At 64.6% G+C, this 24559-nt stretch carries 23 protein-coding genes; 9 read left to right on the forward strand and 14 right to left on the reverse strand.

Translation table 11 applies throughout. The features are described 5' to 3' along the window. Positions 1-8 precede the first annotated feature (8 nt). From C7441_RS01100 to C7441_RS01115, 4 genes are read left to right on the forward strand one after another with little or no spacing between them, the layout of a single operon-like run. Positions 9-917, forward strand: coding sequence for an ABC transporter permease (locus tag C7441_RS01100; RefSeq protein WP_244916021.1), 909 nt, complete (start codon positions 9-11; stop codon positions 915-917). Continuing rightward, complete coding sequence (locus tag C7441_RS01105; protein WP_109611342.1) at positions 914-1750, forward strand: ABC transporter ATP-binding protein; 837 nt, start codon at positions 914-916, stop codon at positions 1748-1750. Before C7441_RS01100 ends, C7441_RS01105 begins: the two co-directional genes overlap by 4 nt. Continuing rightward, complete coding sequence (locus tag C7441_RS01110) at positions 1747-2487, forward strand: ABC transporter ATP-binding protein (RefSeq protein WP_109611593.1); 741 nt, start codon at positions 1747-1749, stop codon at positions 2485-2487. Before C7441_RS01105 ends, C7441_RS01110 begins: the two co-directional genes overlap by 4 nt. A 27-nt stretch (positions 2488-2514) precedes the next feature. After that, entirely contained in the window at positions 2515-3018 is a 504-nt protein-coding gene (locus tag C7441_RS01115; protein ID WP_109611343.1) for a GAF domain-containing protein, read from the forward strand. 285 nt (positions 3019-3303) lie between these two features. On the opposite strand, the gene C7441_RS01120 is transcribed toward C7441_RS01115, so the two are convergent. The 4 genes from C7441_RS01120 to C7441_RS01135 all read right to left on the reverse strand — a co-directional run bounded on the left by C7441_RS01120 (position 3304) and on the right by C7441_RS01135 (position 7729). After that, the gene (locus C7441_RS01120) at positions 3304-5613 is read right to left on the reverse strand and encodes a xanthine dehydrogenase family protein molybdopterin-binding subunit (protein ID WP_109611344.1); all 2310 of its coding nucleotides are present in this window, start codon (positions 5611-5613) and stop codon (positions 3304-3306) included. Next, the gene (locus C7441_RS01125; protein ID WP_109611345.1) at positions 5610-6080 is read right to left on the reverse strand and encodes a (2Fe-2S)-binding protein; all 471 of its coding nucleotides are present in this window, start codon (positions 6078-6080) and stop codon (positions 5610-5612) included. Before C7441_RS01125 ends, C7441_RS01120 begins: the two co-directional genes overlap by 4 nt. Before the next feature lie 258 nt (positions 6081-6338). Continuing rightward, positions 6339-6956, reverse strand: a complete 618-nt coding sequence (locus tag C7441_RS01130) for a DsbA family protein (RefSeq protein ID WP_109611346.1) — start codon at positions 6954-6956, stop codon at positions 6339-6341. Beyond that, positions 6953-7729, reverse strand: a complete 777-nt coding sequence (locus C7441_RS01135; protein ID WP_109611347.1) for a L,D-transpeptidase — start codon at positions 7727-7729, stop codon at positions 6953-6955. The genes C7441_RS01130 and C7441_RS01135 overlap by 4 nt, the downstream gene beginning before the upstream one ends. 124 nt (positions 7730-7853) lie before the next feature. Here C7441_RS01135 and C7441_RS01140 point away from each other — a divergent pair, with 124 nt between their 5' ends. Next, positions 7854-8519 (forward strand): response regulator, encoded by a 666-nt coding sequence (locus tag C7441_RS01140; RefSeq protein WP_109611348.1) that lies wholly within the window; start codon positions 7854-7856, stop codon positions 8517-8519. Next, a complete protein-coding gene (locus C7441_RS01145) occupies positions 8516-9871 on the forward strand; it encodes an ATP-binding protein (RefSeq protein WP_109611349.1) in 1356 nt (451 codons plus the stop codon). The genes C7441_RS01140 and C7441_RS01145 overlap by 4 nt, the downstream gene beginning before the upstream one ends. 19 nt (positions 9872-9890) lie before the next feature. On the opposite strand, the gene C7441_RS01150 is transcribed toward C7441_RS01145, so the two are convergent. The 7 genes from C7441_RS01150 to C7441_RS01180 form a co-directional block, all read right to left on the reverse strand. Further along, positions 9891-10556 carry a UdgX family uracil-DNA binding protein gene (locus C7441_RS01150; protein WP_109611594.1) on the reverse strand — a complete coding sequence of 222 codons (666 nt, stop codon included), beginning with the start codon at positions 10554-10556 and terminating at the stop codon, positions 9891-9893. 71 nt (positions 10557-10627) lie between these two features. Then, complete coding sequence (locus C7441_RS01155) at positions 10628-12016, reverse strand: glutamine synthetase family protein (protein WP_109611350.1); 1389 nt, start codon at positions 12014-12016, stop codon at positions 10628-10630. A gap of 88 nt (positions 12017-12104) precedes the next feature. After that, positions 12105-13469 carry an aspartate aminotransferase family protein gene (locus tag C7441_RS01160; RefSeq protein WP_109611351.1) on the reverse strand — a complete coding sequence of 455 codons (1365 nt, stop codon included), beginning with the start codon at positions 13467-13469 and terminating at the stop codon, positions 12105-12107. 159 nt (positions 13470-13628) lie between these two features. Next, positions 13629-14618 (reverse strand): 2-hydroxyacid dehydrogenase, encoded by a 990-nt coding sequence (locus tag C7441_RS01165; protein WP_109611352.1) that lies wholly within the window; start codon positions 14616-14618, stop codon positions 13629-13631. Then, the gene (locus C7441_RS01170) at positions 14615-15637 is read right to left on the reverse strand and encodes a LacI family DNA-binding transcriptional regulator (protein ID WP_026060628.1); all 1023 of its coding nucleotides are present in this window, start codon (positions 15635-15637) and stop codon (positions 14615-14617) included. The genes C7441_RS01165 and C7441_RS01170 overlap by 4 nt, the downstream gene beginning before the upstream one ends. Before the next feature lie 80 nt (positions 15638-15717). Next, positions 15718-16659, reverse strand: coding sequence for a DMT family transporter (locus C7441_RS01175; protein WP_109611353.1), 942 nt, complete (start codon positions 16657-16659; stop codon positions 15718-15720). A gap of 85 nt (positions 16660-16744) precedes the next feature. Beyond that, entirely contained in the window at positions 16745-17239 is a 495-nt protein-coding gene (locus C7441_RS01180) for a MarR family winged helix-turn-helix transcriptional regulator (RefSeq protein ID WP_109611354.1), read from the reverse strand. A gap of 310 nt (positions 17240-17549) precedes the next feature. Between C7441_RS01180 and C7441_RS01185 the strand changes: the two genes are divergently transcribed. Next, positions 17550-18620 (forward strand): CobW family GTP-binding protein, encoded by a 1071-nt coding sequence (locus tag C7441_RS01185; RefSeq protein ID WP_109611355.1) that lies wholly within the window; start codon positions 17550-17552, stop codon positions 18618-18620. 224 nt (positions 18621-18844) lie between these two features. Further along, entirely contained in the window at positions 18845-19819 is a 975-nt protein-coding gene (locus C7441_RS01190) for a WD40 repeat domain-containing protein (RefSeq protein ID WP_109611356.1), read from the forward strand. Between the two features lie 131 nt (positions 19820-19950). On the opposite strand, the gene C7441_RS01195 is transcribed toward C7441_RS01190, so the two are convergent. After that, the gene (locus C7441_RS01195; RefSeq protein WP_109611357.1) at positions 19951-20724 is read right to left on the reverse strand and encodes a gamma-glutamyl-gamma-aminobutyrate hydrolase family protein; all 774 of its coding nucleotides are present in this window, start codon (positions 20722-20724) and stop codon (positions 19951-19953) included. 293 nt (positions 20725-21017) lie between these two features. On the opposite strand from C7441_RS01195, the gene C7441_RS01200 reads away from it, so the two are divergent. Next, positions 21018-22124, forward strand: a complete 1107-nt coding sequence (locus tag C7441_RS01200; protein WP_109611358.1) for a TRAP transporter substrate-binding protein — start codon at positions 21018-21020, stop codon at positions 22122-22124. Positions 22125-22217: 93 nt separating this feature from the next. On the opposite strand, the gene C7441_RS01205 is transcribed toward C7441_RS01200, so the two are convergent. Both C7441_RS01205 and C7441_RS01210 read right to left on the reverse strand, forming a co-directional pair. Continuing rightward, positions 22218-23966, reverse strand: coding sequence for a TRAP transporter large permease (locus tag C7441_RS01205; protein WP_109611359.1), 1749 nt, complete (start codon positions 23964-23966; stop codon positions 22218-22220). Beyond that, entirely contained in the window at positions 23963-24547 is a 585-nt protein-coding gene (locus C7441_RS01210; protein WP_019173283.1) for a TRAP transporter small permease subunit, read from the reverse strand. The genes C7441_RS01205 and C7441_RS01210 overlap by 4 nt, the downstream gene beginning before the upstream one ends. Positions 24548-24559: the final 12 nt, after the last annotated feature.

Here is a 24559-nt window from a genome sequence, read left to right on the forward strand (position 1 = left end):
AGGGCCCCATGAGCATGACCGTTCGTGCCTGGCTGATCGACGACAGCCCGTCCTCGCGCCTGCAGGCCCGCCTCGGCCGGGCATGGCGCATCTGTGCCGCGCTGATGCGCAACCCGCTGGCGGTTGCCGGCGCAGTCATCATTCTGACGCTGGTGCTGACCGCGATCTTTGCCCCGCTCATCGCCACGCACGATCCGCTGAAGCAGGATCTGGCGCAGCGCCTGCTGCCGCCGGGTGCGATGAACTGGATGGGCACCGACGAGCTTGGCCGCGACATCTGGTCCCGCGTCGTCCATGGCGCGCGCATCACGCTGGTCATCGTCGTCATGGTCGCCGTGCTGGCGGCCCCGGCCGGCCTGGTCCTCGGCGCCGTCGCCGGCTATTTCGGCGGCTGGACCGACCGCATCATCATGGGCGTCACCGACATCTTCCTGTCGCTGCCCAAGCTCATTCTTGCGCTGGCGCTGGTGGCCGCCCTCGGGCCGGGCATTGAGAACGCCGTCATCGCCATCGCCATCACCACATGGCCGGCCTATGCGCGCATCGCGCGGGCCGAGACGCTGACCTTCAAGAATTCGGAATTCATCGCGGCGATCAGACTGCAAGGGGCTTCGGCAGCGCGGGTCATCCTCGGCCATGTGCTGCCGCTGTGCACCTCGTCCATGATCATCCGCGTGACGCTCGACATGGCCGGCATCATCCTGACTGCGGCCGGGCTCGGCTTCCTCGGCCTCGGCGCGCAGCCGCCATTGCCCGAATGGGGCGCGATGATCGCGCGCGGCCGCACCTTCATCCTCGACCAGTGGTGGGTGGCGACCATGCCGGGCTTTGCCATCGTGATCGTAAGCCTCGGCTTCTGCTTCCTCGGCGACGGCCTGCGCGACGTGCTCGATCCCAAGAGCGGGGGTCAGCAGTGAGCAAGCCGCTTCTCGAAATCGAAAACCTGCGCGTCACCTTCCCGACGCCGCGCGGCGATCTGGACGTGGTGCGCGGCATCTCGTTCGCGCTCGGCCGGGAGCGACTGGGCATCGTCGGTGAAAGCGGCTCGGGCAAATCCATGACCGGCCGCTCGATCCTGAAGCTCATCCGCGCGCCGGGCCGGGTAAGTGCAGACAGGCTGAGCTTCGACGGCATCGATCTGCGCGAACTTTCCGAGCGCCGGATGCGCGCCATACGCGGCGCCCGCATTTCGATGGTCATGCAGGACCCGAAATTCTCGCTCAATCCGGTGATGACCATAGGCGAGCAGATCGCAGAGGCGCTGCTGACCCACAAGCGCCTGCCGCGCCGCGAGGTGTCGCAGCGGGTGCTGGCCATGCTGGAATCGGTACGCATCGCCGATCCCGAGCGCGTGGCGAAGCTCTATCCACACGAAGTGTCGGGCGGCATGGGCCAGCGTGTCATGATCGCCATGATGCTCATCCCCGAACCCGACCTTCTGATTGCCGACGAGCCGACCTCCGCGCTCGATGTGTCCGTGCAGGGGCAGGTGCTCGACATCATAGACGAGCAGATCAGGCGCAAGGGCATGGGGCTGATCTTCATCAGCCACGACCTCAACCTCGTCTCCAGCTATTGCGACCGCATTCTGGTGATGAACACAGGCGAGATCGTCGAGGAATGCCGTGCCGGCGAGTTGCACAATGCCACCCATCCCTATACGCGCGGGCTGATCGCCTCCATTCCGCGCCTCGATGAAAACCGCGACGAGCTGCCCGTGCTCGATCGCAGCGCATGGGCGGCCAAATGACAGCGCTTTCCCTCAAAGACCTCAGCATCTCCTATGGCGATACGCGCATCACCCATGGGGTGAACATCGACATTGCCGAAGGCGAGAGCTTTGCCCTTGTCGGCGAGAGCGGCTCGGGCAAGTCGACCGTGCTTAAGGCGATCGCGGGCCTGGCGCCGCAATGGGCCGGTTCGATCTCGGCTTTCGGCAAGCCGCGCAGCCACGGCATAGACGGCCATTTCGCGCGGGCTTGCCAGATGGTGTTCCAGGACCCCTACGGCTCGCTGCATCCGCGCAAGACGGTGGACGCCACGCTCACCGAGCCGCTCGCCATCCACGGTGTTGGCGACCGCAATGCGCGCGTCGAGACGGCCATGACCTCGGTGGGACTGGACCGGAAGTTCCGTTTCCGCTTCCCGCACCAGCTTTCGGGCGGCCAGCGCCAGCGCGTGGCGATTGCCCGCGCACTCGTGCTGCAACCGAAGATATTGCTTCTGGACGAGCCGACCTCGGCCCTCGATGTCTCCGTTCAGGCCGAAATCCTCAATCTTCTGAAGCGGTTGCGGCGCGAGCAGAACCTCACCTTCCTGATGGTGACGCACAATCTGCCGGTGGTCTCCTTCCTCTGCGACCGGGTTGCCGTGATGCGGCACGGCCGGATCGTGGAAATCGCCGATGTCGCCGCGCTCAAGAAGGGCGAGTTGCAAGACCCTTATTCGCGCGAACTGATCGAGCTCAGCGCCGATCACGCCGACTGACACTCCCAAAACGAAGGATTTTTTTTCATGACCCAGGACGAAATCGCGGCTGCGATTGCCGAATTCGACGCGGCAATCGCCAGGGACGGAGGCGCGGATACGCCATGGCTGGCGCTGCAGACGCTGGCGCGCAAGGCGATCGGCGCAAAACTCTTCACCATCATGACCGTGGACATGAAGAACGAGCTGGCCCGACGCGCCTATACGTCCGATCCGGTCGCCTATCCGACCTCCGGCACCAAGCCGATCCATCGCGACCGCTGGTTCGACGTGGTCCATGGCGCGCACCGGTCGTTCGTGGCCAACACCATCGCCGATATCTCGACCGTTTTCGGCGACCATGAGACGATCTGGGCGCTGGGCTGCGGCTCGGTCATCAACATTCCCGTGGTGGTGGGCGGCGAACTGCTCGGCACGGTGAACTGCCTCGATGTCGAGCATCATTACACGCCTGAGCGTGTCGAGCGTTCGCGGCTGCTGGCGCTTCCCGCCAAGCTGGCATTCCTTGCGGCCGGGCGCGCTGCGGCCTGATTGGCGGGCAGGCAGTTTCGTCCTCACCCCATCTCAACTGCGCTCAACGGATTCCCAAGGGGGCCGTTGCAATACCCCCACCCCTAACCCCTCCCCACAAGGGCGAGGGGGTGATTTCGTCGCCATCGCCACCAGAGCGGTGAAGGCTGGCGGTGGGCGGTCGTATTGCAAGGTTCCCCTCCCCTTGTGGGGAGGGGTTAGGGGTGGGGGTATAAGCCCACTGGAAGATGCACATTATCAGCGTCTCGCAGTGCGGCCGCGCTCCCCCGCTGCTCCCAAGCCGCCTTACCCCGTCCGGCTCATTGCCGCCTTCACCCGCTCCGGCCGGAACGGTGTGCGCCGCAGCCTCACGCCAATGGCGTCGAACACGGCATTGCTGATGACCGCCGCGGTCGGGCAGGTGGAAGGTTCGCCGCCGCCAAAGGACGGGTATTCGGGCCGGTTGTTGACGAAGACGATGTCGATCTGGTCGGGAATCTCCTCGAAACGCAGGATCGGATAGCCCTGCCAGTCGAGACTGGTCACGCGCGAGCGGTCGAACATCACCTCTTCGTGCAACGTGCGGCTGAGCGACTGGATGACATTGCCCTCGATCTGGTTGCGCAACCCGTCGGGGTTCACCACCAGGCCGCAGTCATGCGCCACCACCACGCGCTTGACCCTGATCTCGCCGCTCTCGCGATCGACGGTCACGTCGGCGATGGTCGCCACGCGCGCGTCGTCGCGGTTGACCCAGGCGATGCCGCGTCCCTTGGCGAGCTTGCCGTCCTGTTGCGGAGCGGGCGAGGGGCGGGGCTCCCAGCCATAGGCTTCCGCCGCCGCGCGCAATACCTCGACGGCGCGCTGGTCGCCCAGATATTTCAGGCGGAACGACAGCGGATCCTGCTTGGCTTCGGCCGCCAGCTCATCGATGAAGGCTTCCATTGCATAGGTGGTTTCGAACTGCGCGGGCGAGCGCAGCCACGCCGTCAGCAGGCCGACACGGCCCATGCCATGGCAGGCGACATCGGCATTGTCGAAGGTGTAGGCATAGGTGATGGCGGCATCGCCCTGGCCCTCGCTGCCGATCTCGGGCAGGCCGGCGAGTTCGACCGCCACCAGCCGCGTGTCGCCCGTGGTAGGCACCCACATATGGTGACGCCAGGCCACCACGTTGCCGTCGGCGTCCAGCGCGCCGGTCAGGTCCTGTACGATGGGCGGCCCCTTCGGCTCCCAGCCATGCTCGTCCCAGCGCATCCACTGCACGCGCACGGGGCGCCCGACCGCCTGCGACATCAGCGCGGCATCGGGAATGACATGCTCCAGCCCGTTGCGGCCATAGGCGCCCGAAGCCTCGTGCCAGACGAGGTCGATCCTGTCTTCGTCGATGCCGAGCATTTGCGCCATGTTACCGCGTATTTCGTGCGGCATCTGCGTGCCGCCCCAAATCGTGGCGCTGTCGGCGCGCACATCGGCAATCGCGCAGGAGGGGCCGATGCTGCCATGCATCTGGAACGGGGTCTCGTAAGTTGCCTTGATGGTTCTCGCCGCGAAGGGCAGTGCCATGTCCACCGAGCCTTTGGACGAAATCGAGGTGTTGCCACCGGCGGTCTTGCGCAGCGTCTCCCAGATTTCCTTCTGCTCGGGCAGATCGCTCCAGTCGCCCCATTTGGCCTGCGCGGCCTGCGGTCCTTGCGGGTCGAGCGTTGAGCCCAGCTTCTCGGCCGCCTTGATGGCCGCCCATTCCGTCTCGGCCACCACGCCGAGGAAGTTTTCGCGCCGCACCACCTGCACGAAGCCGGGGATGTCCTTGAGGCCGGTTTCGTCCACGCTTTCCAGCCTGGCGCCGACGCCATAGGGCCGCACCACGCGGCCATGCAGCATGCCGTCCACCTTCACGTCCTGGATGTAGGTGAACTGGCCGGTCACTTTGCCGGGAATGTCCTTGCGGCGCAGGGACTGGCCGACCACCGAATAGGTGGACGGGTCCTTGACCGGCGCATCGGGCGCGACCTTCAGGCCAAACCCCTTGCCGGTGGCCTCGATGTCGATGTCCAGCCGCTTGCCGTCCACGAGTTCGCCGAAGGTGACGCTCTGGTCCGGAGCGCCGATCACGGCCACCTTGCCGTCCCTGGCGATGAGTTGTTGCGCCGGCAGCTTGAAATGCCCGGCTGCCATGTCGAGCAACGCCTTGCGGGCGGCAGCGGCGGCGTGGCGAATTTGCGGGCCGGCATAGCGCACGGTCATGCTGCCATAGGTCGGCCCCTGATCGACCGTCCTGGAGGTTGTGCCCATCACCACGTCGAGCCTGTCGACGGGGAACTCCAGTTCCTCGGCGGCGATCTGTGCCAGCGCGGTTTCCACGCCCGTTCCCGTCTCCACCTTGCCGGTGAAGAGCGTCGCCGTGTTGTCGGGATCGATGGCAAGCCAGGCATAGAGCTTCGACGAACTCGGCGAGCCCGCGGATTTGCCCTCCGCCTCGCCGGCGGCGGCCAGAAGCGTGGTCGGATCGACGATACTGAAGGCGACGACCAGCCCGGCGGAGCCCTTCAGGAAATTGCGCCGGCTGACCGTGAGCCGTTCGGTTTCATGCAGATTTTCAGGTCGCGTGTTCATCCCTGACCTCCCTTGGCTGCACGTTCGATGGCGCGCACGATGCGCATATGCGTTCCGCAGCGACACAGATTGTCGTTGAGCGCCTGCTTGATCTCGTCGCGGCTCGGATGCGGATTGTCGTCCAGGAAAACCTTGGCGGTCATGATCATGCCGTTGATGCAGTAACCGCACTGCACCGCCTGCTCGTCGATGAACGCCTGTTGCAGCGGGTGCGGCTTGTCGATTGTGCCGAGACCTTCCAGCGTGACGATTTTGGTGCCGGCGGCGGCCGAGACGGGCGTGACGCAGGAGCGCGTGGCTGCGCCGTCCATGAGCACGGTGCAGGCGCCGCATTGCGACAGTCCGCAGCCGAACTTGGGTCCGTGCAGACCCAGATCGTCCCGCAGCGCATAAAGCAACATGCTGTCGGGGTCGGCCTCGACCGAATGGTCCTGGCCGTTGACGTTCAGGGTAACGGGATTTGCCATGAGATTCCTCCCTGCCTTGTATCGAGCGTAGAGCTGCGGATGCTGGGTGTCGTGCAGGTCATGCACGCGAGGACTTGTGGGGAGGGTAGGTCCGGCGCAGGAACGGCGTCAATACGCTCGCATTATGCCAGCGTTCAACGAAAAATGATCAGGCGATGCCCGGAAGCTTCGGGCTATGTGCTTGAACTTGCTATCGTTATATTTGAATGAAGCGAATGAAAGCCCGCCGCCTTGAGGCGACGGGCTTGTGTATTCTGACTATCCGGCGCGAGCGTCCGCTATCGCCTGAGTTAACGCCTTTTCGTCCATCACGCCATGAAATATCCGTGTGCCGACGATGAAGGAAGGTGTGCCGCCAAAGCCGAAAGCATTGGCCTGATCCATATTGCGGTTGAGGATGCCGTCGATGCGCACGCGAATCTTCTTGTAGCCCTTCTGCAGCGCGGCCAGGTCGATGCCTGCCTGGGCGAGAAGCTCGTCGATCTGCTTCTTCTGCAGGCGTCCGGGCGTCGCCATCAGCGCGTCCATGGCCTTCTCGTACTGGTCGGTTTCCTGCGCGGCGAGCACCATGTTGGCGGCGTGGAACGAGACCTCTCCGAAGATCGGCCAGTCCTTCATCACGAGGCGCACATTGCCGTCCTTCTCGAGTACTTTCTTGAGGTCGGCGTGGCCCTTTTTGCAATAGGGGCACTGATAGTCGAAGAATTCGGCAATCGTCACGTCGCCTTTCGGGTTTCCGAGTGCGGGAATCTGCGGGTCGAACAGCACTTCCTCGACCGTCGGGAAGGACTGCGCCCATGCGGGCGCGCCGTTGAGGGCCAGTGTCGCGGCTCCGGCGATGGAGCCGGCAAGCAGGCGGCGGCGGTCGATCGTCATATCTTTTCTCCTTTTCCTGACTGCGCGGCGTCGAGAACCACCACGCGCGAGCCCTTGGGCACACGGCGGTGCAGGTCGATGATGTCGTGGTTGAGCAGGCGGATGCAGCCCGACGAGACAGACTTGCCGATCGACCAGGGCTCATTGGTGCCGTGGATGCGGTAAAGCGTGTCCTGCCCGTTCTTGTAGAGGTAGAGCGCCCGCGCGCCGAGCGGGTTGCGGATGCCGCCTTCCATGCCGCCGGCCCATTTCTGGTAGCGTTGTGGGTCGCGCCTGATCATGTTCGGGGTCGGCGTCCAGTTGGGCCAGGAGGCCTTGCGGGCAATGTCGGCATCGCCCTGGTATTCGAGCCCGGCCTTGGCGACGCCCACGCCGTAGCGCATGGCCTTGCCGCCTTCCATCACCAGATAGAGGAAGCGCGCATGCGGGTCCACGACGATGGTGCCCACCGGCTGGTCGGTCTTGTAGTCCACCACCTGGCGCAGATTGCGCTTGTTCATCTTCGACACGTCGAGGGCGGGAATGACGGTGCCCCTGTCGTCGATGGCGCTGTACATGCTGGCATAGTCGGAACTGACCGCCGGGACAGCCTCCCCCTTGGCCTGCGTCGCAGGGCCGGCGGTGGTGCAGGCGGCCATGGCGAGCGGTGGCAGCGACACCAGGAGCACGCGCAGCAGCGTGGCCGCGAGCCCACGGCTCTTCCGGGAAGGTCTTGCCGCTTTCGCTGCGATGGTGCGCGTGAAAATTGCCGAAGCGGCAAGAAATGGTCTCATTATCGTTCCTGTTGCCTGATGTATGGGCGCCGGATAGGCATTGTGCCGAGTTGAAGCCCCTGCCTTAAGGCAGCCTTAAGGCAGGGGCCGCATCCAGACGAAATCGGGAATATCGAAAGCGGATATGCGAATACTGGTGGTGGAAGACGACGAGATGCTGCTGGACGGCCTGACGGTCGGCCTGGGGCTGGCCGGCTTCACGGTCGATCCCGTCTCGACATGCGAGGATGCGCACGCGGCCCTGTCGGCGCAGCGCTATGACGCCGTGGTGCTCGACCTCATGCTGCCGGACGGTTCGGGGCTCGACGTGCTGGAAACCCTGCGTGGCGCGCGGAACGCAACACCGGTTCTGCTGCTCACCGCGCGCGATCAGGTGCCGGACCGCATTCGCGGGCTGGATGCGGGCGCCGACGATTACGTCGGCAAGCCTTTCGATCTGGACGAACTGGCTGCACGGCTGCGCGCGCTCGTGCGCCGGGGAGCCGGACGCCCGACGGCACGGCTGGAATGGCGCGGCGTGGTGCTCGACCCGGCGCAGCTTACCTCATCGCATCACGGGGCTGCGCTGAAGCTCACCCGGCGCGAGTTCGCCGTGCTGCGCACGCTCATGGAGCGCCCGGCGGCGACGGTCTCCAGGACGGCGCTGGAGGAAGCGCTTTATGGCTGGCAGGAGGAAGTGGAGAGCAATGCGGTGGAGGTGCATGTGCACCATCTGCGTTCCAAACTCGGCGCGGACTTCATCAAGACGGTGCGCGGCATGGGCTACCGGCTGGCCGAGGAGGGCGCATGAACTCCATTCGCGGTCGCCTCATCGCCATATTGATCGGCACGACCGGCCTCGTCTGGCTGCTGGCGGCGGCGTGGATCTATCTCAGCACGCAGGCGCAGGTGGAGCATGTTCTGGATGCGCGGCTGACCGAGGCCGCGCGCATGGTCAATTCGCTCCTCACCGACCACCGCATCGAGCTCGCCATGGCCGAGGGGGAAAACGGCGAGACGGCAGCGCCCATTTTCGATATGGGCCAGCCATATGAGCGGCAGCTCTCATGCCAGATCTGGTCGCTCGACGGCCAGCTGGTCGGACGGTCCTCCGGTGCGCCGGACACGCGGCTGACCGATGCGACGCAGGGCTTTTCCGAAGCGACCATCGCCGGCGAGACCTGGCGCGTTTACACCGTCGAGAATCCGCGTCTGGGCGTTCGGGTGATGGTCGGCGACAGCCTCCACGTGCGCGACCGGCTGGTGGGCGATGTCATCAAGGGATTGCTGCTGCCGGCGACGATCGTCCTGCCGGTGCTGGCGGGCATGATCTGGCTGAGCGTCAGGCGCGGGCTTGCCCCGCTCAGCGAAATGGCCGGAACGCTGTCGTCGCGCGACGCCAACGACCTGCGGCCGCTGCCGAGCGCCGGCATGCCGGCGGAGGTGGCCCCTGCGGTCAATGCTCTCAATGGCTTGTTCAGGCGTGTTGACGAAGCACGCGAGCGCGAACGCAACTTTACCGCCTTTGCCGCACACGAGCTGAAAACGCCGCTGGCGGGCCTCAAGACGCAGGCCCAGATCGCGCTTGCCAGCGGCGATGGCGCGGTGCAGGCCAATGCGCTGCGCCAGATCGCGACGGGCGTGGACCGCACCGCGCGGCTGGCAAGGCAGCTTCTGGATCTGGCCTCGCTGGAAACGGGAGACGGCCCCGCGCGGTCGGCGCGGGAAGATATTTCCGTCGCTATCGGCACGGCAGTCGCCGAGATGAAGCCGCTTGCGGCCGCGCGGAATGTCGCCATCGAAGTGGAGCACGTTGGCGGGCAGCCGCGTCTTGAGGTGGAAACGCATAGAATTTCGCCGGCACTGCGCAACCTTCTGGAAAACGCCGTCAACCATTCGCCGGAGGGTGCGCGCGTGCGCTGCCGGATCCATCAAAACGGCGGTACGGTGCTGGTCTCCGTCGAGGATGAAGGTCCGGGCGTGACGGAAACCGAACTGCCGCGCCTCACCGAAAAATTCTTCCGGGGGCGCAACAAATCCACGACCGGCAGCGGCCTTGGCCTTGCGATAGCCCGGACGGCCGTGGAACAGGCCGGCGGTGAATTGCGGCTGGCGAACCGCACGCCGCAGGGTTTTGTCGCCACGCTGGTCCTGCCGGTTTAACGGCATCGGCCAACGGACCCTATGCCAGCAGCCTTTTGACCGCTTGCAGATCAGCCAGGAACCGCGCGCGCTCGGCCTGCTTGTCGGCCTCGTCCGGTATTCGAAGAATGAAGGAGGGGTGGACCGTCACGAAGACACGCAGTCCGTCTTCCCGCTCCACCGTCCGACCGCGCAGCTTCGTTACCGCAACCGCTTTGCCGAGCAGGGCCTGAGCGGCCGTCGCGCCCAGCGCCACCGCGAGTTTCGGCGCGGTCAGCGACAGTTCCGTCTCCAGCCAGCCGCGGCAGGCCCGGATTTCCCCGGCATTGGGCTTCTTGTGAAGTCGTCGCTTGCCGCGCGGCTCGAATTTGAAGTGCTTCACCGCATTGGTGACATAGACCTTGGCGCGGTCGATTTCGGCCTCGTCGAGCACTTCATCGAAAACGCGCCCCGCCGGACCGACAAAGGGCTTGCCGACAAGGTCTTCCTGATCGCCCGGCTGCTCGCCGATGAAAACCACGGCGGCATGGTCCGGTCCCTCGCCGAAGACGGTCTGGGTGGCGTCGTGCCAGAGCGGGCAGCGCCGGCATGTGCGCGCTGCCTCGCGCGCGGCTTCGAGCGTCGGAAAATTCGCCGGGCCGTCATCCACCTCCCGGCTCGTGTTGCGTCGGGTGTGGATGACAGGGTGATGGGATGCGGGGTGCATGGGCATCGTCGCCTCCTGCGGGTCTCCTGCAGGACAATGGGCGAGAGACCCGGCAGGTTCCGGTAAGCCCGCTACACCTCGTGCAGGTAGAGGTGGTAGTCGAGTTCGTTCACGGTGCGGGCGACGCGCAGATATTCGGCCTCCTTGATGGCCGTGAAGGTGCGGTGCAGGTCCTCGCCCAATGCCTGCTTGAGAAAGGCCGATTCCCTGGCAGCCTCGATGGCGCCGCGCCAGTCGGACGGCATTTTTCCGCGCGTATCCGACCCCGACTCGTAGCCGTTGCCGGTAGTCTCCGGGCCCGGATCGAGCTTTTCATCGAGGCCCTTGGCAATGCCGGCCAGCACGGTCGCGGCCACTAGGTAGGGATTGGCGTCGACGCCGGACGGGCGATGCTCGATGCGGCGGTTCTTCATGTCACCGGCCGGCACGCGCAACGCCACCGAACGGTTGTTGACACCCCATGTCGGCGCGACCGGCGCATAGGACTGCGACACGAAGCGCCGCCAGGAATTGGCGTGCGGGGCAAACACCAGCATGGATTCGGCCATGGTCCCGGCGAGCCCGCCCAGCGCGTGCAGCAGCGCCGGCGTCCACTGGCCTTCGCTCGCTTCGGTAAAGACGTTCCTGCCGGCATCGTCCTGTAGCGAGACGTGGAGATGCATGCCGGAGCCGGCATATTTCTCGATGGGCTTGGCCATGAAGCAGGCGGTGACGCCGTGGCGGCGCGCCTGCGCGCGCACGATGCGCTTGAGCATCACGAGATCATCGGCCGCCTGCAGCACATCCTTGCGGTAGTGCAGCGTCAGTTCATACTGGCCCGGCGCATATTCGGAGATGACTGTCTCGGCCGGGATGTCTTGCGCTTTCGCGGCGGCGTAGATGTCGGAGAACAATGGCTCCATGCCGTGCAGATGGTCGACCGAATAGACCTCGGTCTTGCCGCTTCTGCGGCCGTCGAGCACGGCGTTGGCAGGCTGCACGCGGCCTTCGGCGTCGCGTTCATTGGCAAGCAGGAAAAACTCCAGCTCGAATGCGCCGGCCGGATGCAGGCCCCTGGCGGCCAGCGCCTCGACCTGCCGCACCAGCGCAAGGCGCGGGTCCGAGGTCATCGGCGCGCCGTCGAGATGGAACATCGACATCAGCACCTGCCCGCGCGCGGGGCTGGTGCCGTAGAGCGGCTTCAGTGTGCCGGGAATGGGCCAGGCGCGCAGGTCGCCGTCGCCGGAATCCCAGATCAGGCCGGTTTCGTGTACGTCCTCGCCGGTGATGTCGAGGCCGAGAATGGAAATCGGCAGATGGCGGCCGCCTTCATAAAGCCCCATCAATTCATGACGACGGATGATCTTGCCGCGCCCGACCCCGTTGGGGTCGGTGAGCACGATGTCGAAGGCTTCGATTTCGGGATGCGCATCGAGAAAGGCCTTGGCTTCTTCGACGGTCGAGCCGGTAGGGGAGGTCATGGGACTGTACTCTTAAAGCGAAACTTGAGGTCGAATGCAATGAAGGCCGTTGGCATCGCGCGCACGCCGGCGGCGGGATGCCCGATCGTCAGGCCACGAGAGCTTTGGCTATGTCGCCGAAGGCGGCAATCAGTTTGTCGACCTGCTTTTTCGTCGTCACCGGCGAAATCAGCATCATGTTGTGGAAGGGCGCTATCAGCACGCCGCGATTGACCAGCGCGACATGAATGGCCGCTTCCAGCCCGGAAGCATGGGCGCCCTCCGCGTCGCCACCGTTCTTCAGCGGGCCGGGCGCGCAGATGAATTCGACACGGGCGCCAACGCGCTGTACGTGCCAGGCCAGCTCATGGCGTGCGATGGAGTCTTCCAGCCCTTTGGCCAGCCGGCCGGCCAGTTTTTCCATATGCGCGTAGTTTTCCTCGGTCATCACCTCTTCCAGCACCGCGCGCATGGCGGCGAACTGCAGCGGATTGGCCGAGAGCGTGGTGCCCATGCCGGAATGGCCGGGCTCGCGCCTGAGATTGTAGGCGTCGTAGCGGCGGCTCAGTTCCGCGCTCATGCCCCAGACGCTGGCCGGCACGCCGCCGGCGACCGGCTTGCCGAGCACGAAGAGGTCGGGCTCCAGATCGTATTTGCGCGTGTAGCCGCCGGGGCCGGTGGAGATGGTGTGCGTCTCGTCGATCAAAAGCAGCGTGCCGTGGCGACGGGTGATGGCGCGCAGGCCCTCATGGAAACCGGGCTCGGGCAGCACCATGCAGCAATTGGTCAGCACCGGCTCGGTGATGACGCAGGCGACGTCGCCATCGGCCAGCGCGGCCTCAAGTGCCGGCAGGTCGTTGAACTCGACGATTTTCGTGTTTTGGGTCAGGTCGCGGAACTCGCCGGCCAGTCCCGGCCGGTTGATCGGCTTGCCGTCGCTGAGGCGCACCATCGTCTCGTCCACGGCGCCATGGTAGCAGCCATTGAAGACGAGAATCTTCGGCCGGTCGGTGACGGCGCGCGCAACGCGCAGCGCGAAGCGGTTGGCGTCGGAGGCGGTGGTGGCGATCTGCCAGTAGGGCAGGCCGAAACGGGCGACAAGAAGTTCGCCCAGCGACAGCACGTCCTCGCTCGGCAGCATATAGGTCAGGCCGCGCCGGGCCTGCCGGCGGATCGCCTTTGCGACCGGCGCGGGCGAGTGGCCGAACATGGAGCCGGTGTCGCCGAGGCAGAAATCGGCCAGCTTGTTGCCGTCGATGTCGGTGATGGTGGCGTCCCTGGCTTTCTCGACGACGATGGGGAACGGGGTCGGCCAGTCGTTCATCCAGTGCATCGGCACGCCGTCGAGGAAGCCTTCGACGCCGTTGCCGAACGCAGCCTCGGATTTCGGCCGAGCCTCGCGGAAGCGGGTTGCCTCGGCGTCACGGATGCTCGCAATCCGCGCAAGACTGACGCCGCCCTCCGTGGCGGCCATGTTCCCGTATGTCTTCAGCAATTACATCCTGCCCATTGTCGTGGAGCAGAAGTTGTAGCCTTGCGCCCGCATTCAGGCAATGGCGGGGCTGGGCTGAGCATGACGCGTTTGCCGAGGGTGTCCCAAAACAGGCAAATCCCTCCGGATTTTGATCGAAATTCAGGTGGTTTTTGCCAGAATATGTGCAGTTTCAGCCACCGGAGTCATCGGTTTTCGCGCCGAAAACCATGAAATCAGATTGTCGACCACCAGATCGGCCATGGCGTTGCGCGTGTGCACCGAAGCCGAGGCGACATGCGGAAGGAGCACCGCGTTGGGCAGGTCGATGAGCGCCTGCGGTACACGCGGCTCGTTGGCGAAGACATCGAGGCCGGCCGCCCGGATCGTGCCGTCGCGCAGCGCCGAAGCCAGCGCCTCTTCGTCCACGGTGCTGCCGCGCCCGATATTGATGAACACGCCGTCGGGCCCGAGCGCCCGGAAGATCGCCGCGTTGACGGTTTTTTCCGTAGCCGCGCCGCCCGGCACCACGCAGATCAGCGTATCGACCGCGCGCGCCATATCCTCCAGGCTGGCATGATAGGCATAGCCCAGCCTCTCGACCGGACGACGGTTGTGATAGGCGATGGCCAGGCCGAACGCCTCCAGCCGCTTCGCGATCGCCATGCCGATACGGCCCATTCCGTATATGCCGACATGCCGCCCGCGCAGCGTCATCGGCGTCAGCGGATAGTTGCCGTCCCGCTCCCATCGGCCGGCGCGCAGATAGGCTTCCGCGCGCGGCAGTTCGCGTACCGTATTGATGAGCAGGCCGACCGCCGTGTCGGCGACCTCTTCGGTCAGCACGTCGGGCGTGTTGGTGACGACGATGCCCTTGCCGCCGGCATGGCGGGCATCCACCGCATCGTAGCCGACGCCGAAGGACGCGATGATCTCCAGATTGGGCAGGGCATCGATGAGAGCGGCGTCCACCGGCTCGCGAAAGCCCATGGCTGCTATACCGCGCACGTCGCGTTTCATTTCCGACGTCAGCAATGCCGGATCGACGCGCTCGGTGCGCACCATGCGGAATGCCGCATCTATGCGCTGGACGGATCGCTCGTGCATCCACCCCGGCACGAGGATCGTCACGGGGGATTTTTCGTCGTTCATGTACGCTCCACGGGTTTTCCGGTCGATTGCCGGACGTGCAGCTCCGGCCTGATGAGTTCCTGCGAGGGGCGCACCGTCTGGCCGTTCAGCTTGTCGAGCAGCGCGCTTGCGGCGCGACGCCCCACCTCGCGCTGGCCGTTCCACACAGTCGTCAGCGCCGGTGTCGCGATGGCCGCTTCCTCCAGATCGTCATAGCCGGTCACGGAAATGTCGACGCCGGGAACGAGGCCGGCACGGGCAATGCCGTTCATCAGGCCGATTGCCGCCAGGTCGTTCCAGCAGACGGCGGCGGTTGGCTTGTCCTTCAGCGCCAGGAACTGGCTGGCCGCCTCGAAGCCTGCCTGCTTGGTGCGCGGGCCGGAGATGCGCCAGCCGGGATTGATCGGCAGGCCGGCTGCTTCCATCGCCCTGACATAGCCTTGATAGCGGTCGCGGCCGGTCGAGGTCTGGTCGGTGCCGCCGATCATGGCGATGCGCTTGTGGCCGAGCGAGATCAGGTGATTGGTGGCAAGCCCGGTGCCGTAGGCGTCGTCGCCGCGGAACACCGGGACGTTGGCGCCTTCCACCGTGCGCGCGATCAGCACGGCGGGCAGGCCGTTTTCTTCCGCCATGATGATGTCGGCCGCCGGCGTGCCGATGGCCGGTGACATGATCACGCCGTCGGCGCCGAGCTGCAGCAGCGTGTCGATGAAGGTGCGCTGCTTTTCGAGGTCGTCGTAATGGTTGGAAAGGATGAAGGTCTGGCGGCTGCGGTCGAGCTCGCTTTCGATCGACTTCAGGATCTCGGCGAAGAACGGGTTCATGATGTCATGGACGACCACCCCGACGATGCCCGAGCGTGAGGTGCGCAGCGAGGCGGCGCGCCGGTTGTAGATATAGCCGATGGCGCGCGCATGTTCCTTGATGCGTTCGCGGGTGGCGTCGGCAACCAGCGGACTGTCGCGCAACGCCAGCGAAACAGTTGCCGTGGAAACGCCGAGCGCATCGGCGATGGTCGAAAGCTTGATCTTCTGAGCCAGCACGTCCTCCCGGCCCACAGGGCGCATGGCATGAGACATTTAAACAGTTTAAATGCCTATAGGCCATCGGTTGACGGCAATCAAAGCCTTTTTGCCAGTTCGCCGTCGGTTGCCATCGGAACGCTGCGGCTTTTCAGCCGCAGGCGGTGTTCGCGATGCACGATGTAAAGGCCGCTGGCCACGATGATGCCAGCGCCCGCGAGCGTCCAGCCGTCCGGGAACTGGCCGAAGATGAAATAGCCGAAGCCGATCATCCAGACCATCTGCAGGTAGGGGTAGGGCGCGAGCGCGGTGGTCGTCGCCTGCTTGTAGGCCTTGATCAGCAGCCAGTGGCCGAAGCCGCCGAAGAAGCCAAGCATCAGCAAGATGACCCAGTGCAGCGCGGAGGCCGGCATGGCGGCCGTGTAGACGCCGACAGGCAGCATCAGCAACGCGGGCGCCAGCGCCGAATAGAAGATCAGGCTTTCGGGCGTTTCGGACGCGCTCATGTGCCGGGTCATGATGACATAGAGGCAATAGCTGATCGTGGAGCCTACCGCATAGAGGTGGCCGATCTGGAAGGCGACGATACCGGGGCGGGCGATGATCAGCACGCCGACGAATCCCGCAAGGATCGCCAGCCAGCGCCGCCAACCGGCCCATTCGCCGAGCAGCGGCCCGGCAAGCGCGGTGATCAGCATCGGCGCAAAGAAGTAGATCGAGGTGGTTTCGGCAAGCTGCAGCGTCTTCAGCGCCGCGAAATTGAAGATGGTCGAGCCGAACAGGAAAATGCCGCGCAGCACCTGCATGGGCAGGTTGGTGACCCGGAACATGCCCGGATTGGCCCAGCTCCGGAAAAGCACCAGAACCAGAACGACATGGACCGCAAAGCGCACCCATGACACGAACGGCGCCGGCAGCCCCGACAGTACCAGAAACTTGGCACTGGAATCGAGGCAGGAGAACAGGAAACCGGCGCTGAAGACGAGCAGGATCGCCGAAGTCGGCGTTGCCTGCTCGCTGGTCTGGGCGGAGGTGGTCACGGTCGCGGTTCGCTCGCTGGCATTATTTACCTGCTTGTGGGCGAGCCTGCTGGCGCAAGCAAGCCCCAAACCGCTGAGCCAGATGCTATTCGGCTGCTTCGGCGTGATCTTCCAGTTCCGGCTCGTCCACCGTATCGGCTTCCACATCGGCGACGGCGCTGAGATTGGCCTCCACCCGCGCCAGAAGCTTGGCCAGCAGCTTCTGCTCTTTCTTGTCGAAGCCGCGGAATGCCTGCTTTTCGGTCTTGCGCACCGATTTCTCGATGGCACGGATGGTTTCGCGTCCCATCTCGGTCAGGAAGATATGAGCCTGCCTGGCGTCTGTTTCGGAGGCGCGCTTTTCGAGAAAGCCCTGCGCCTGCAGGCGGTTGATGGTCTTGGTGACGGTGGGCGGCCGCACGCCGAGATGCGAGGCGAGCTGTCCGGGGGTCTGCCCGTCCTGCTCATCCAGCGCCAGCATGATCTGGTCCTGCCCGGCATAGAAGCCGTACTCCAGCAGCCGCGCCGCAAGTGCCGTGCGCGCGAGTCTCGCCGCCGAATGCAGCCGGTGCATGGTCGCGCTTCTGTCTGCCTTTGACATTGTTCACCTCATCGGGCGCGCCGGACCTTCCCGGCACAGAATATAACCGCGGGCCCCGTTGGCAACCGGCATTCCTGCCACGGTCCTTTGCCGGCGCGGGGCCGTCTTTCTCGCTGCTATTGCCAGACACAGATAACAGTTAGATGACAAAGCAATTCCATGACGTCGCGATTGCCCCTTGTCCATTCGAAAAAATCGACCTGCCGCCGATCCGGGGCCGTTCTGGCTGCCCCGGTCGCGTCCGATTGGCACGTGCAAAAGCCGCCACGCCGTCCTATATGGAGCCCAACCCATCCTATCGAGGACCATCATGAGCGACGCACAGACGCAAATTCCCGTAACGGTGCTCACCGGCTATCTGGGCTCGGGCAAGACCACGCTGCTTAACCGCATTCTCTCCGAAAACCACGGCAAGCGCTATGCCGTGATCGTCAACGAGTTCGGCGAAATCGGCATCGACAACGACCTGATCGTGGAATCCGACGAGGAAATCTACGAAATGAACAATGGCTGCGTGTGCTGCACCGTGCGCGGCGACCTTATCCGCGTCGTGGAAGGCCTGATGCGCCGTCCCGGCCGTTTCGACGCCATCGTGGTGGAAACCACAGGCCTCGCCGACCCGGTGCCGGTGGCGCAGACCTTCTTCATGGACGACGACGTTCGCGCCAAGACCAAGCTCGACGCGGTGGTGGCGCTGGTGGACGCCAAGCACCTGCCGCTGCGCCTGAAGGACAGCCGCGAGGCCGAGGACCAGATCGCCTTCGCCGATGTCGTGCTGCTCAACAAGACCGACCTGGTGACGCCCGAGGAACTGCGCGACGTGGAGGCCACCATTCGCGCCATCAATCCCGCCGCCGCCATTCACCACACCACCCGCGCCGGCGTGGCGCTGGAGGCGGTGCTCGACCGTGGCGCCTTCGATCTCAAGCGCGCGCTTGAGAACGACCCGCATTTCCTGGAAGCGCACGACCATGACCACGATCATGATTGCGGCCCGGATTGCGATCACGACCATCACCATCACCATCACCATCACCACGATCATGACCATGATCACCACGACCACGCCTCGCCGATCCATGACGTGACGGTGCAGTCGGTCTCGCTGCGCGCCGGTGAAATGGACCAGAGGAAGTTCTTCCCCTGGATCGAGAAGGTCACGCAACTCGAAGGGCCGAACATTCTGCGCCTCAAGGGCATCATCGCCTTCAGGGACGATCCCGACCGTTATGTCATCCAGGGCGTCCACATGATCGTCGAGGGCGATCACCAGCGTGCCTGGAAGGACGACGAGAAGCATGAAAGCCGTCTCGTCTTCATCGGCCGCCAGCTCGACGCCGAGCGCCTGCGCAAAAGCTTCGAAGCCTGCCAGGCGGGGTGATTGGTACCGATTTCGTTCTTGGTGCCCTATGCGACCGGGCATCTCCGCCACAAGGGGGGGAGATTGGCAGTTGCCGCGTCCGCACTCTTTCGGCGACGTCGAAGACTGGCGAAAGTCGTGACGAAAGCTGTTCTCCCCCCTTGTGGGGGAGATGCCCGGTAGGGCAGAGGGGGGCGCGAAGAAATGATACGTTTCACTTTAAGATTACAGAGCCGAGCCAGCCCATGCCCACCGTTGCCCCGCTAGACCTTGAAGGCCATTGCGTCGCCGTCGCATTCCTCGGCGATGTGCCGCATTTCGCGCTGGCCGACGGTGTGGTGCATCGACTCGACCATGGCCACAAATGGACCGAGTTGCATGATGGTCTCTTGTCCACCGCCTATGATGCCGCCCGCGCGCGGCTGATCACCGGCGGCGAGGACGGCAAGGTTTGCGCGCTGGGCGCGGGCGAGGCGGTCGAGACGCTGGCCGAGATCGGCCGCAAGTGGATCACCAGCGTCGCCGCCGGCCCGCAGGGCGCGATCGCCTATGCCACCGGGAAAACGGCAACCGTTCGCTTTTCCGATGGCAAGGTGAAGGAGTTCGTCCATCCGCGTTCGGTCGAGGGGCTGGCCTTCGCGCCGAAGGGCATGCGCATCGGCGTTGCCCGCTACAATGGCGCGACGCTGCATTTCCCGGCCACCGAGGGCAAGCCGGTGGAACTGGAATGGGCCGGCGCCCATACCGGCATCACCTTCTCGCCGGATGGCAATTTCCTCGTCACCACCATGCAGGAGAACGCCCTGCACGGCTGGAAGCTCGTCGACGCCAAGCACATGCGCATGAGCGGCTACCCGATGAAGGTGAAGAGCCTGTCATGGAGCGCCAGGGGCAAGTGGCTGGCAAGCTCCGGTGCGCCGGCGGCCATCGTCTGGCCCTTCGTGGGCAAGGATGGACCGATGGGCAAGGCGCCGCTGGAACTCGGCACCCGCGGCAACGCCGCCGTCACCTGCGTGGCCTGCCATCCCAGCGAGGAGATCGTCGCCATCGGCTACAATGACGGCATGATCCTTGCCGCCCGCTTCGCCGACCAGAAGGAGGTGCTGCTGCGCCGTCCCGGCAAGGGCGCGGTCACCGCCATGGCCTGGGACAGCGAAGAGCGGCGCATCGCCTTCGGCTCGGACGCCGGCGATTGCGGCGTCATCGATATTTCCGGCTAAGTTGTTGCCGGGCCTTCCGGCCGGAGAGCCCAGGGCAGAAGGTGGGCGGCAGCCTGGGCCATCTCACTCTAGGCTTTTGTTCCTGGCGCATGACCTTGTCCGAAAAGTCTGCAACTTTTCGGGATCATGCTCTATTCCGCCGCCGTGCGCAGACCATCGCGGGCGGCGGCGTGCAGACGCACGGCATCGCCGAAGGCCTTGAAGACGCGCGCCGACGCGCTGTCCGATTTCACCCAGTATTCGGGATGCCACTGCACGCCCACGGCGAAGGCAGGAGAATCCTTCACCGAAACGGCTTCCACCGTGCCATCCTCGGCCACCGCCTCGACCTGGAGTCGGTTGCCCAGCCGCTCCACAGCCTGCCGGTGGACCGAATTGACCATGACTTCGCCTGCGCCGAACACGCCGGCCAGGCAGCTTCCGGGCTTGATCGCGATCTTCTGGCGGATGGCGAAGCGCTCGTCCTGTTTGTCGCTGATGGGCGCGCGGTGGTCGAGCGCGCCTTCGCGCTCCTGGATCTCGGCGGCGAGCGAGCCGCCCAGCGCCACGTTCATCTCCTGGATGCCGCGGCAGATGGCCAGCAGCGGCACGCCGCGCTCGATGGCCTTGCGGATCAGCGGCAGGGTGGTGGCGTCGCGGTCCATGTCGTAGGGACCGTTCGCCTCGGTTGCCTCCTCGCCATAGAGCGAGGGATGCACATTCGACTTGGACCCGGTCATCATCACGCCATCGACCGAATCCAGCAGGCGGTCGAGGTCGAGCCGGTCGCCGAAGCTCGGAACCAGTACGGGCGTCACCGCCGCCCCGGCGATCGCGGCCTCGAGATATTGCGAAGGCGCTGCATGCCAGGTGTAGTTCTCGAACTGGCGGACATCGGTGGATATGGCGACGAGCGGCTTAAGCATTTGGCGTAACTGCTTTCATTGAGGGCGAGACGGCACTTTGCCGCTAAAATAGGCGATATTCCGGCGGCTTTCCAATAGAGTTTCCGAACGGGGCGGCAATGGGCGGGAAACGTCTAAGACTATAGTTTTAGACGGCCGGAAAGCCCCGGCTTTTCTACTGCCGCGAGAAACCCCGCAGCCGGTTCGGCGCTGGACTTGGACCAATCGCCGTGTATTGTTTTGCGCGTATTTGTGCCGCAAAACCTGCTATTTCAAGCATATCCGGCGCAGTCTGGTCCAAAGGGAGGAACTTCATGGATCGCCGTTCATTCATCAGCAAGGCCGGTCTGGCCAGTGCCGGGGCCGTGGCGGCCACGACGCTGGCGGCACCGGCCATCGCCCAGTCCAATCCGAAAGTCACCTGGCGTCTGGCCTCGTCATTCCCGAAATCGCTCGACACCATCTATGGCGGCGCCGAAACCCTGTCGAAGTTTCTTTCGGAGGCGACGGACAGCAATTTCACCATCCAGCCATTTGCCGCGGGCGAACTGGTGCCGGGCCTTCAGGCGGCGGACGCTGCCGCGGCAGGCACGGTCGAGGCATGCCACACCGTGGGCTATTACTATTGGGGCAAGGACCCGGTCTGGGCGCTGGGCGCGGCGGTGCCGTTTTCGCTCAATGCGCGCGGCATGAACGCCTGGCACTATCACGGCGGCGGCATCGACCTGTTCAACGAGTTCCTTGAGACGCAGGGTCTGTTCGGCCTGCCGGGCGGCAATACCGGCGTGCAGATGGGCGGCTGGTTCCGCAAGGAGATCAATTCGGTCGATGACCTCAAGGGCCTTAAGTTCCGCGTCGGCGGCTTTGCCGGCAAGGTTCTGGAAACGCTCGGCGTGGTGCCGCAGCAGCTTGCCGGCGGCGACATCTATCCTGCGCTGGAAAAGGGCACCATCGACGCGGCCGAATGGGTCGGTCCCTATGACGACGAGAAGCTCGGCTTCCAGAAGGTCGCGCCCTACTACTACTATCCCGGCTGGTGGGAAGGCGGCCCGACGGTCCACTTCATGTTCAACAAGGGCAAGTATGAGGAGCTGTCGCCGGCCTACAAGTCGCTCCTGCGCACTGCCTGTCAGGCGGCCGACGCCGACATGCTGCAGAAATACGATTATGTGAACCCGGCGGCGGTGAAGCGGCTGGTGGCTGGCGGCGCGCAGTTGCGGCCGTTCAGCCCGGAAATCCTGTCGGCCTGTTTCGACGCCTCCAACAAGGTTTATGACGAGATGGAAGCGAGCAACGAGCCCTTCAAGAAGATCTGGGGTTCGATCAAGGACTTCCGCAAGGAGCACTATCTCTGGGCGCAGATCGCCGAGTACAATTACGACACCTTCCTGATGATCCAGCAGCGCAACGGCAAGCTCTGACTTCCAGGTTTCTGCGTCAGGGACGGGCAGAAAAAAACCCCGGAGCTTCTGGCTCCGGGGGTTTTTTCATTGTCCGAGACGGCGCTTCGAGGGTCAGTCGAAGCTTGGCGGTCCTGAAAGATCGCTGCCGGGTGCGGGCGGGGTTGTGAGCTGCGGGACAGGCGACGTGTTGTTGCCGGGAGCTGGCGGCGCACCGAGCGGCGGCAGGCCGAGACCGCCGCCGCCGAGACCCGGCAGCGCCGGCATCTCGATCTTCACGTCGTCCGGATTCACGGTCGGACCCTTGTAGTGCATGACCATCTGCGGGAACAGGATGGTCAGTCCGATCATCAGGACCTGGATGCAGACGAAAGGCACCGCTCCCCAGTAGATCTGGCCGGTGGTGACCGGCTCGATGCGCTTGCCGGTGAGCTTGTCGAGATAAGGCACGCGCGCGGCCACCGAACGCAGATAGAACAGCGCGAAGCCGAAGGGCGGGTGCATGAAGCTCGTCTGCATGTTCACGCCCAGCAGCACGCCGAACCAGATCAGGTCGATGCCCAGCTTCTCCGCCGCGGGCGCAAGCAGCGGCACGATGATGAAGGCCAGTTCGAAGAAATCGAGGAAGAAGGCCAGGAAGAAGACCAGTATGTTGACCGCGATCAGGAAGCCGACTTCGCCGCCCGGCAGCGAGGTCAGCAGATGCTCGACCCAGACATGGCCGTTGACGCCATAGAAGGTGAGCGAGAAGACGCGCGCGCCGATCAGGATGAAGATGACGAAAGACGACAACCGCGTGGTCGAGGCCAGTGCCTGACGGACCACGTCCAGCGTCAGGCGCTGCTTGGCCGCGGCCATGATCAGGGCGCCTACCGCGCCCATGGCGCCGCCTTCCGTCGGAGTGGCGATGCCGAGGAAGATGGTGCCGAGCACCAGGAAGATGAGCGCCAGCGGCGGGATCAGCACGATGATGACCTGCTGGGCAAGCCGCGACATCATGTTGAGGTTCATCGACCGGTCGAGGATGGCCACCACATAGATGATGATGATGCCGACCACGGCTCCCCAGATGTCGGCGTCGACGCCCAGACTGGGCGTCAGCGCGACATGGGCGGCATAGGCCACCGCGCCGGCGGCCACCAGCGCGATGGCGAGGGAGGTGACGCCGTGGCCGAGGGTGCGTGCCTCGAGCGGCAGCGCCGGCATCGCTTTGGGCCGCACGATGGACATCAGGAGCACATAGCTGGTGTAGATGCCGGTCAGCACCAGGCCCGGAATGAGCGCGCCCTTGTACATGTCGCCGACCGAGCGTCCAAGCTGGTCGGCCAGCACGATCAGCACCAGCGACGGCGGTATGATCTGCGCCAGCGTGCCGGAGGCGGCGATGACGCCGGAGGCAAGCCGCCGGTCATAGCCGTAGCGCAGCATGATCGGCAACGAGATCAGGCCCATGGCGATGACCGAAGCGGCCACCACGCCGGTGGTGGCCGCCAGCAATGCGCCGACGAAGATCACCGCATAGGCGAGACCGCCGCGGATCGGCCCGAAAAGCTGGCCGATCGTGTCAAGGAGGTCCTCGGCCATGCCGGAACGCTCCAGCACGATGCCCATGAATGTGAAGAATGGAATGGCCAGCAGCGTCTCGTTCGACATGACGCCCCAGAGCCGTTCCGGCATGGCATAGAGCAGCGGCCAGGACAGATTGATCGAGCCGCCGGAATAGGGCGCCAGTTCAACGCCGATGAAGAAGAACAAAAGGCCGTTGGCCGCCAGCGAAAAGGCGACCGGGTAGCCGATGAGCAGGAACACGATGAGGAAGAAGAACATGATCGGCGCCATGTTCTCCGCGATGAAATGGATCATGAGCGGCTCTCACCTGCGAAAGCCTTGCCTTCGATCTCGGCCTGTTCATGCGCCGAAACGAACGGGTTGGGGTCTTCCATGTCGCCGCGGATGACGGCGATCTTCTTGATGATCTCCGATACGCCCTGCGCGCCGAGCTGGATGAAACCGATCAGCAGAAGCGCCTTGGCCGGCCACAGGATGAGGCCGCCGGCATTGTTGGACAACTCGCCCGAGCGGAAGGACAGGCTCACATAGGGCACGAAATAGCAGATCATCAGTATGCTGAAGGGCATCAGGAACAGGATGTGGCCGACGAGGTCGATCCAGTGCTGCACCCGGCGCGAGAACATGCCGTAGATGATGTCGATGCGGATGTGTTCGTTCTGCTTGAGGGTATAGGCGGCGGCGAGCATGAAGGCTGCGCCGAACAGATACCATTGCAGTTCCAGCCAGGCGTTCGACGACATGTTGAACGTCTTGCGGATGACGGCGTTGCCGGCGCTGACCAGAACGGCCAGCAGGATCAGCCATGCCACCCGTTTGCCGATGATTTCATTGATGCGGTCGATGGCTCTCGAAAGAGCGAGCAGCCCTGTCATGAGGTTCCTCCC

Source organism: Pseudaminobacter salicylatoxidans, from assembly GCF_003148475.1.
Taxonomy (GTDB): domain Bacteria; phylum Pseudomonadota; class Alphaproteobacteria; order Rhizobiales; family Rhizobiaceae; genus Pseudaminobacter; species Pseudaminobacter salicylatoxidans.

Bases quoted from the DNA above. Each gene is read 5' to 3' on its own strand.
- C7441_RS01180 (WP_109611354.1), bottom strand. From the start codon at position 17,239: ATGTCAAAGGCAGACAGAAGCGCGACCATGCACCGGCTGCATTCGGCG.
- C7441_RS01135 (WP_109611347.1), bottom strand. From the start codon at position 7,729: ATGAGACCATTTCTTGCCGCTTCGGCAATTTTCACGCGCACCATCGCA.
- C7441_RS01130 (WP_109611346.1), bottom strand. From the start codon at position 6,956: ATGACGATCGACCGCCGCCGCCTGCTTGCCGGCTCCATCGCCGGAGCC.
- C7441_RS01140 (WP_109611348.1), top strand. From the start codon at position 7,854: ATGCGAATACTGGTGGTGGAAGACGACGAGATGCTGCTGGACGGCCTG.
- C7441_RS01145 (WP_109611349.1), top strand. From the start codon at position 8,516: ATGAACTCCATTCGCGGTCGCCTCATCGCCATATTGATCGGCACGACC.
- C7441_RS01150 (WP_109611594.1), bottom strand. From the start codon at position 10,556: ATGCACCCCGCATCCCATCACCCTGTCATCCACACCCGACGCAACACG.
- C7441_RS01155 (WP_109611350.1), bottom strand. From the start codon at position 12,016: ATGACCTCCCCTACCGGCTCGACCGTCGAAGAAGCCAAGGCCTTTCTC.
- C7441_RS01110 (WP_109611593.1), top strand. From the start codon at position 1,747: ATGACAGCGCTTTCCCTCAAAGACCTCAGCATCTCCTATGGCGATACG.
- C7441_RS01200 (WP_109611358.1), top strand. From the start codon at position 21,018: ATGGATCGCCGTTCATTCATCAGCAAGGCCGGTCTGGCCAGTGCCGGG.
- C7441_RS01160 (WP_109611351.1), bottom strand. From the start codon at position 13,469: ATGGCCGCCACGGAGGGCGGCGTCAGTCTTGCGCGGATTGCGAGCATC.
- C7441_RS01165 (WP_109611352.1), bottom strand. From the start codon at position 14,618: ATGAACGACGAAAAATCCCCCGTGACGATCCTCGTGCCGGGGTGGATG.
- C7441_RS01205 (WP_109611359.1), bottom strand. From the start codon at position 23,966: ATGATCCATTTCATCGCGGAGAACATGGCGCCGATCATGTTCTTCTTC.
- C7441_RS01120 (WP_109611344.1), bottom strand. From the start codon at position 5,613: ATGAACACGCGACCTGAAAATCTGCATGAAACCGAACGGCTCACGGTC.
- C7441_RS01100 (WP_244916021.1), top strand. From the start codon at position 9: ATGAGCATGACCGTTCGTGCCTGGCTGATCGACGACAGCCCGTCCTCG.
- C7441_RS01125 (WP_109611345.1), bottom strand. From the start codon at position 6,080: ATGGCAAATCCCGTTACCCTGAACGTCAACGGCCAGGACCATTCGGTC.
- C7441_RS01195 (WP_109611357.1), bottom strand. From the start codon at position 20,724: ATGCTTAAGCCGCTCGTCGCCATATCCACCGATGTCCGCCAGTTCGAG.
- C7441_RS01190 (WP_109611356.1), top strand. From the start codon at position 18,845: ATGCCCACCGTTGCCCCGCTAGACCTTGAAGGCCATTGCGTCGCCGTC.
- C7441_RS01115 (WP_109611343.1), top strand. From the start codon at position 2,515: ATGACCCAGGACGAAATCGCGGCTGCGATTGCCGAATTCGACGCGGCA.
- C7441_RS01210 (WP_019173283.1), bottom strand. From the start codon at position 24,547: ATGACAGGGCTGCTCGCTCTTTCGAGAGCCATCGACCGCATCAATGAA.
- C7441_RS01185 (WP_109611355.1), top strand. From the start codon at position 17,550: ATGAGCGACGCACAGACGCAAATTCCCGTAACGGTGCTCACCGGCTAT.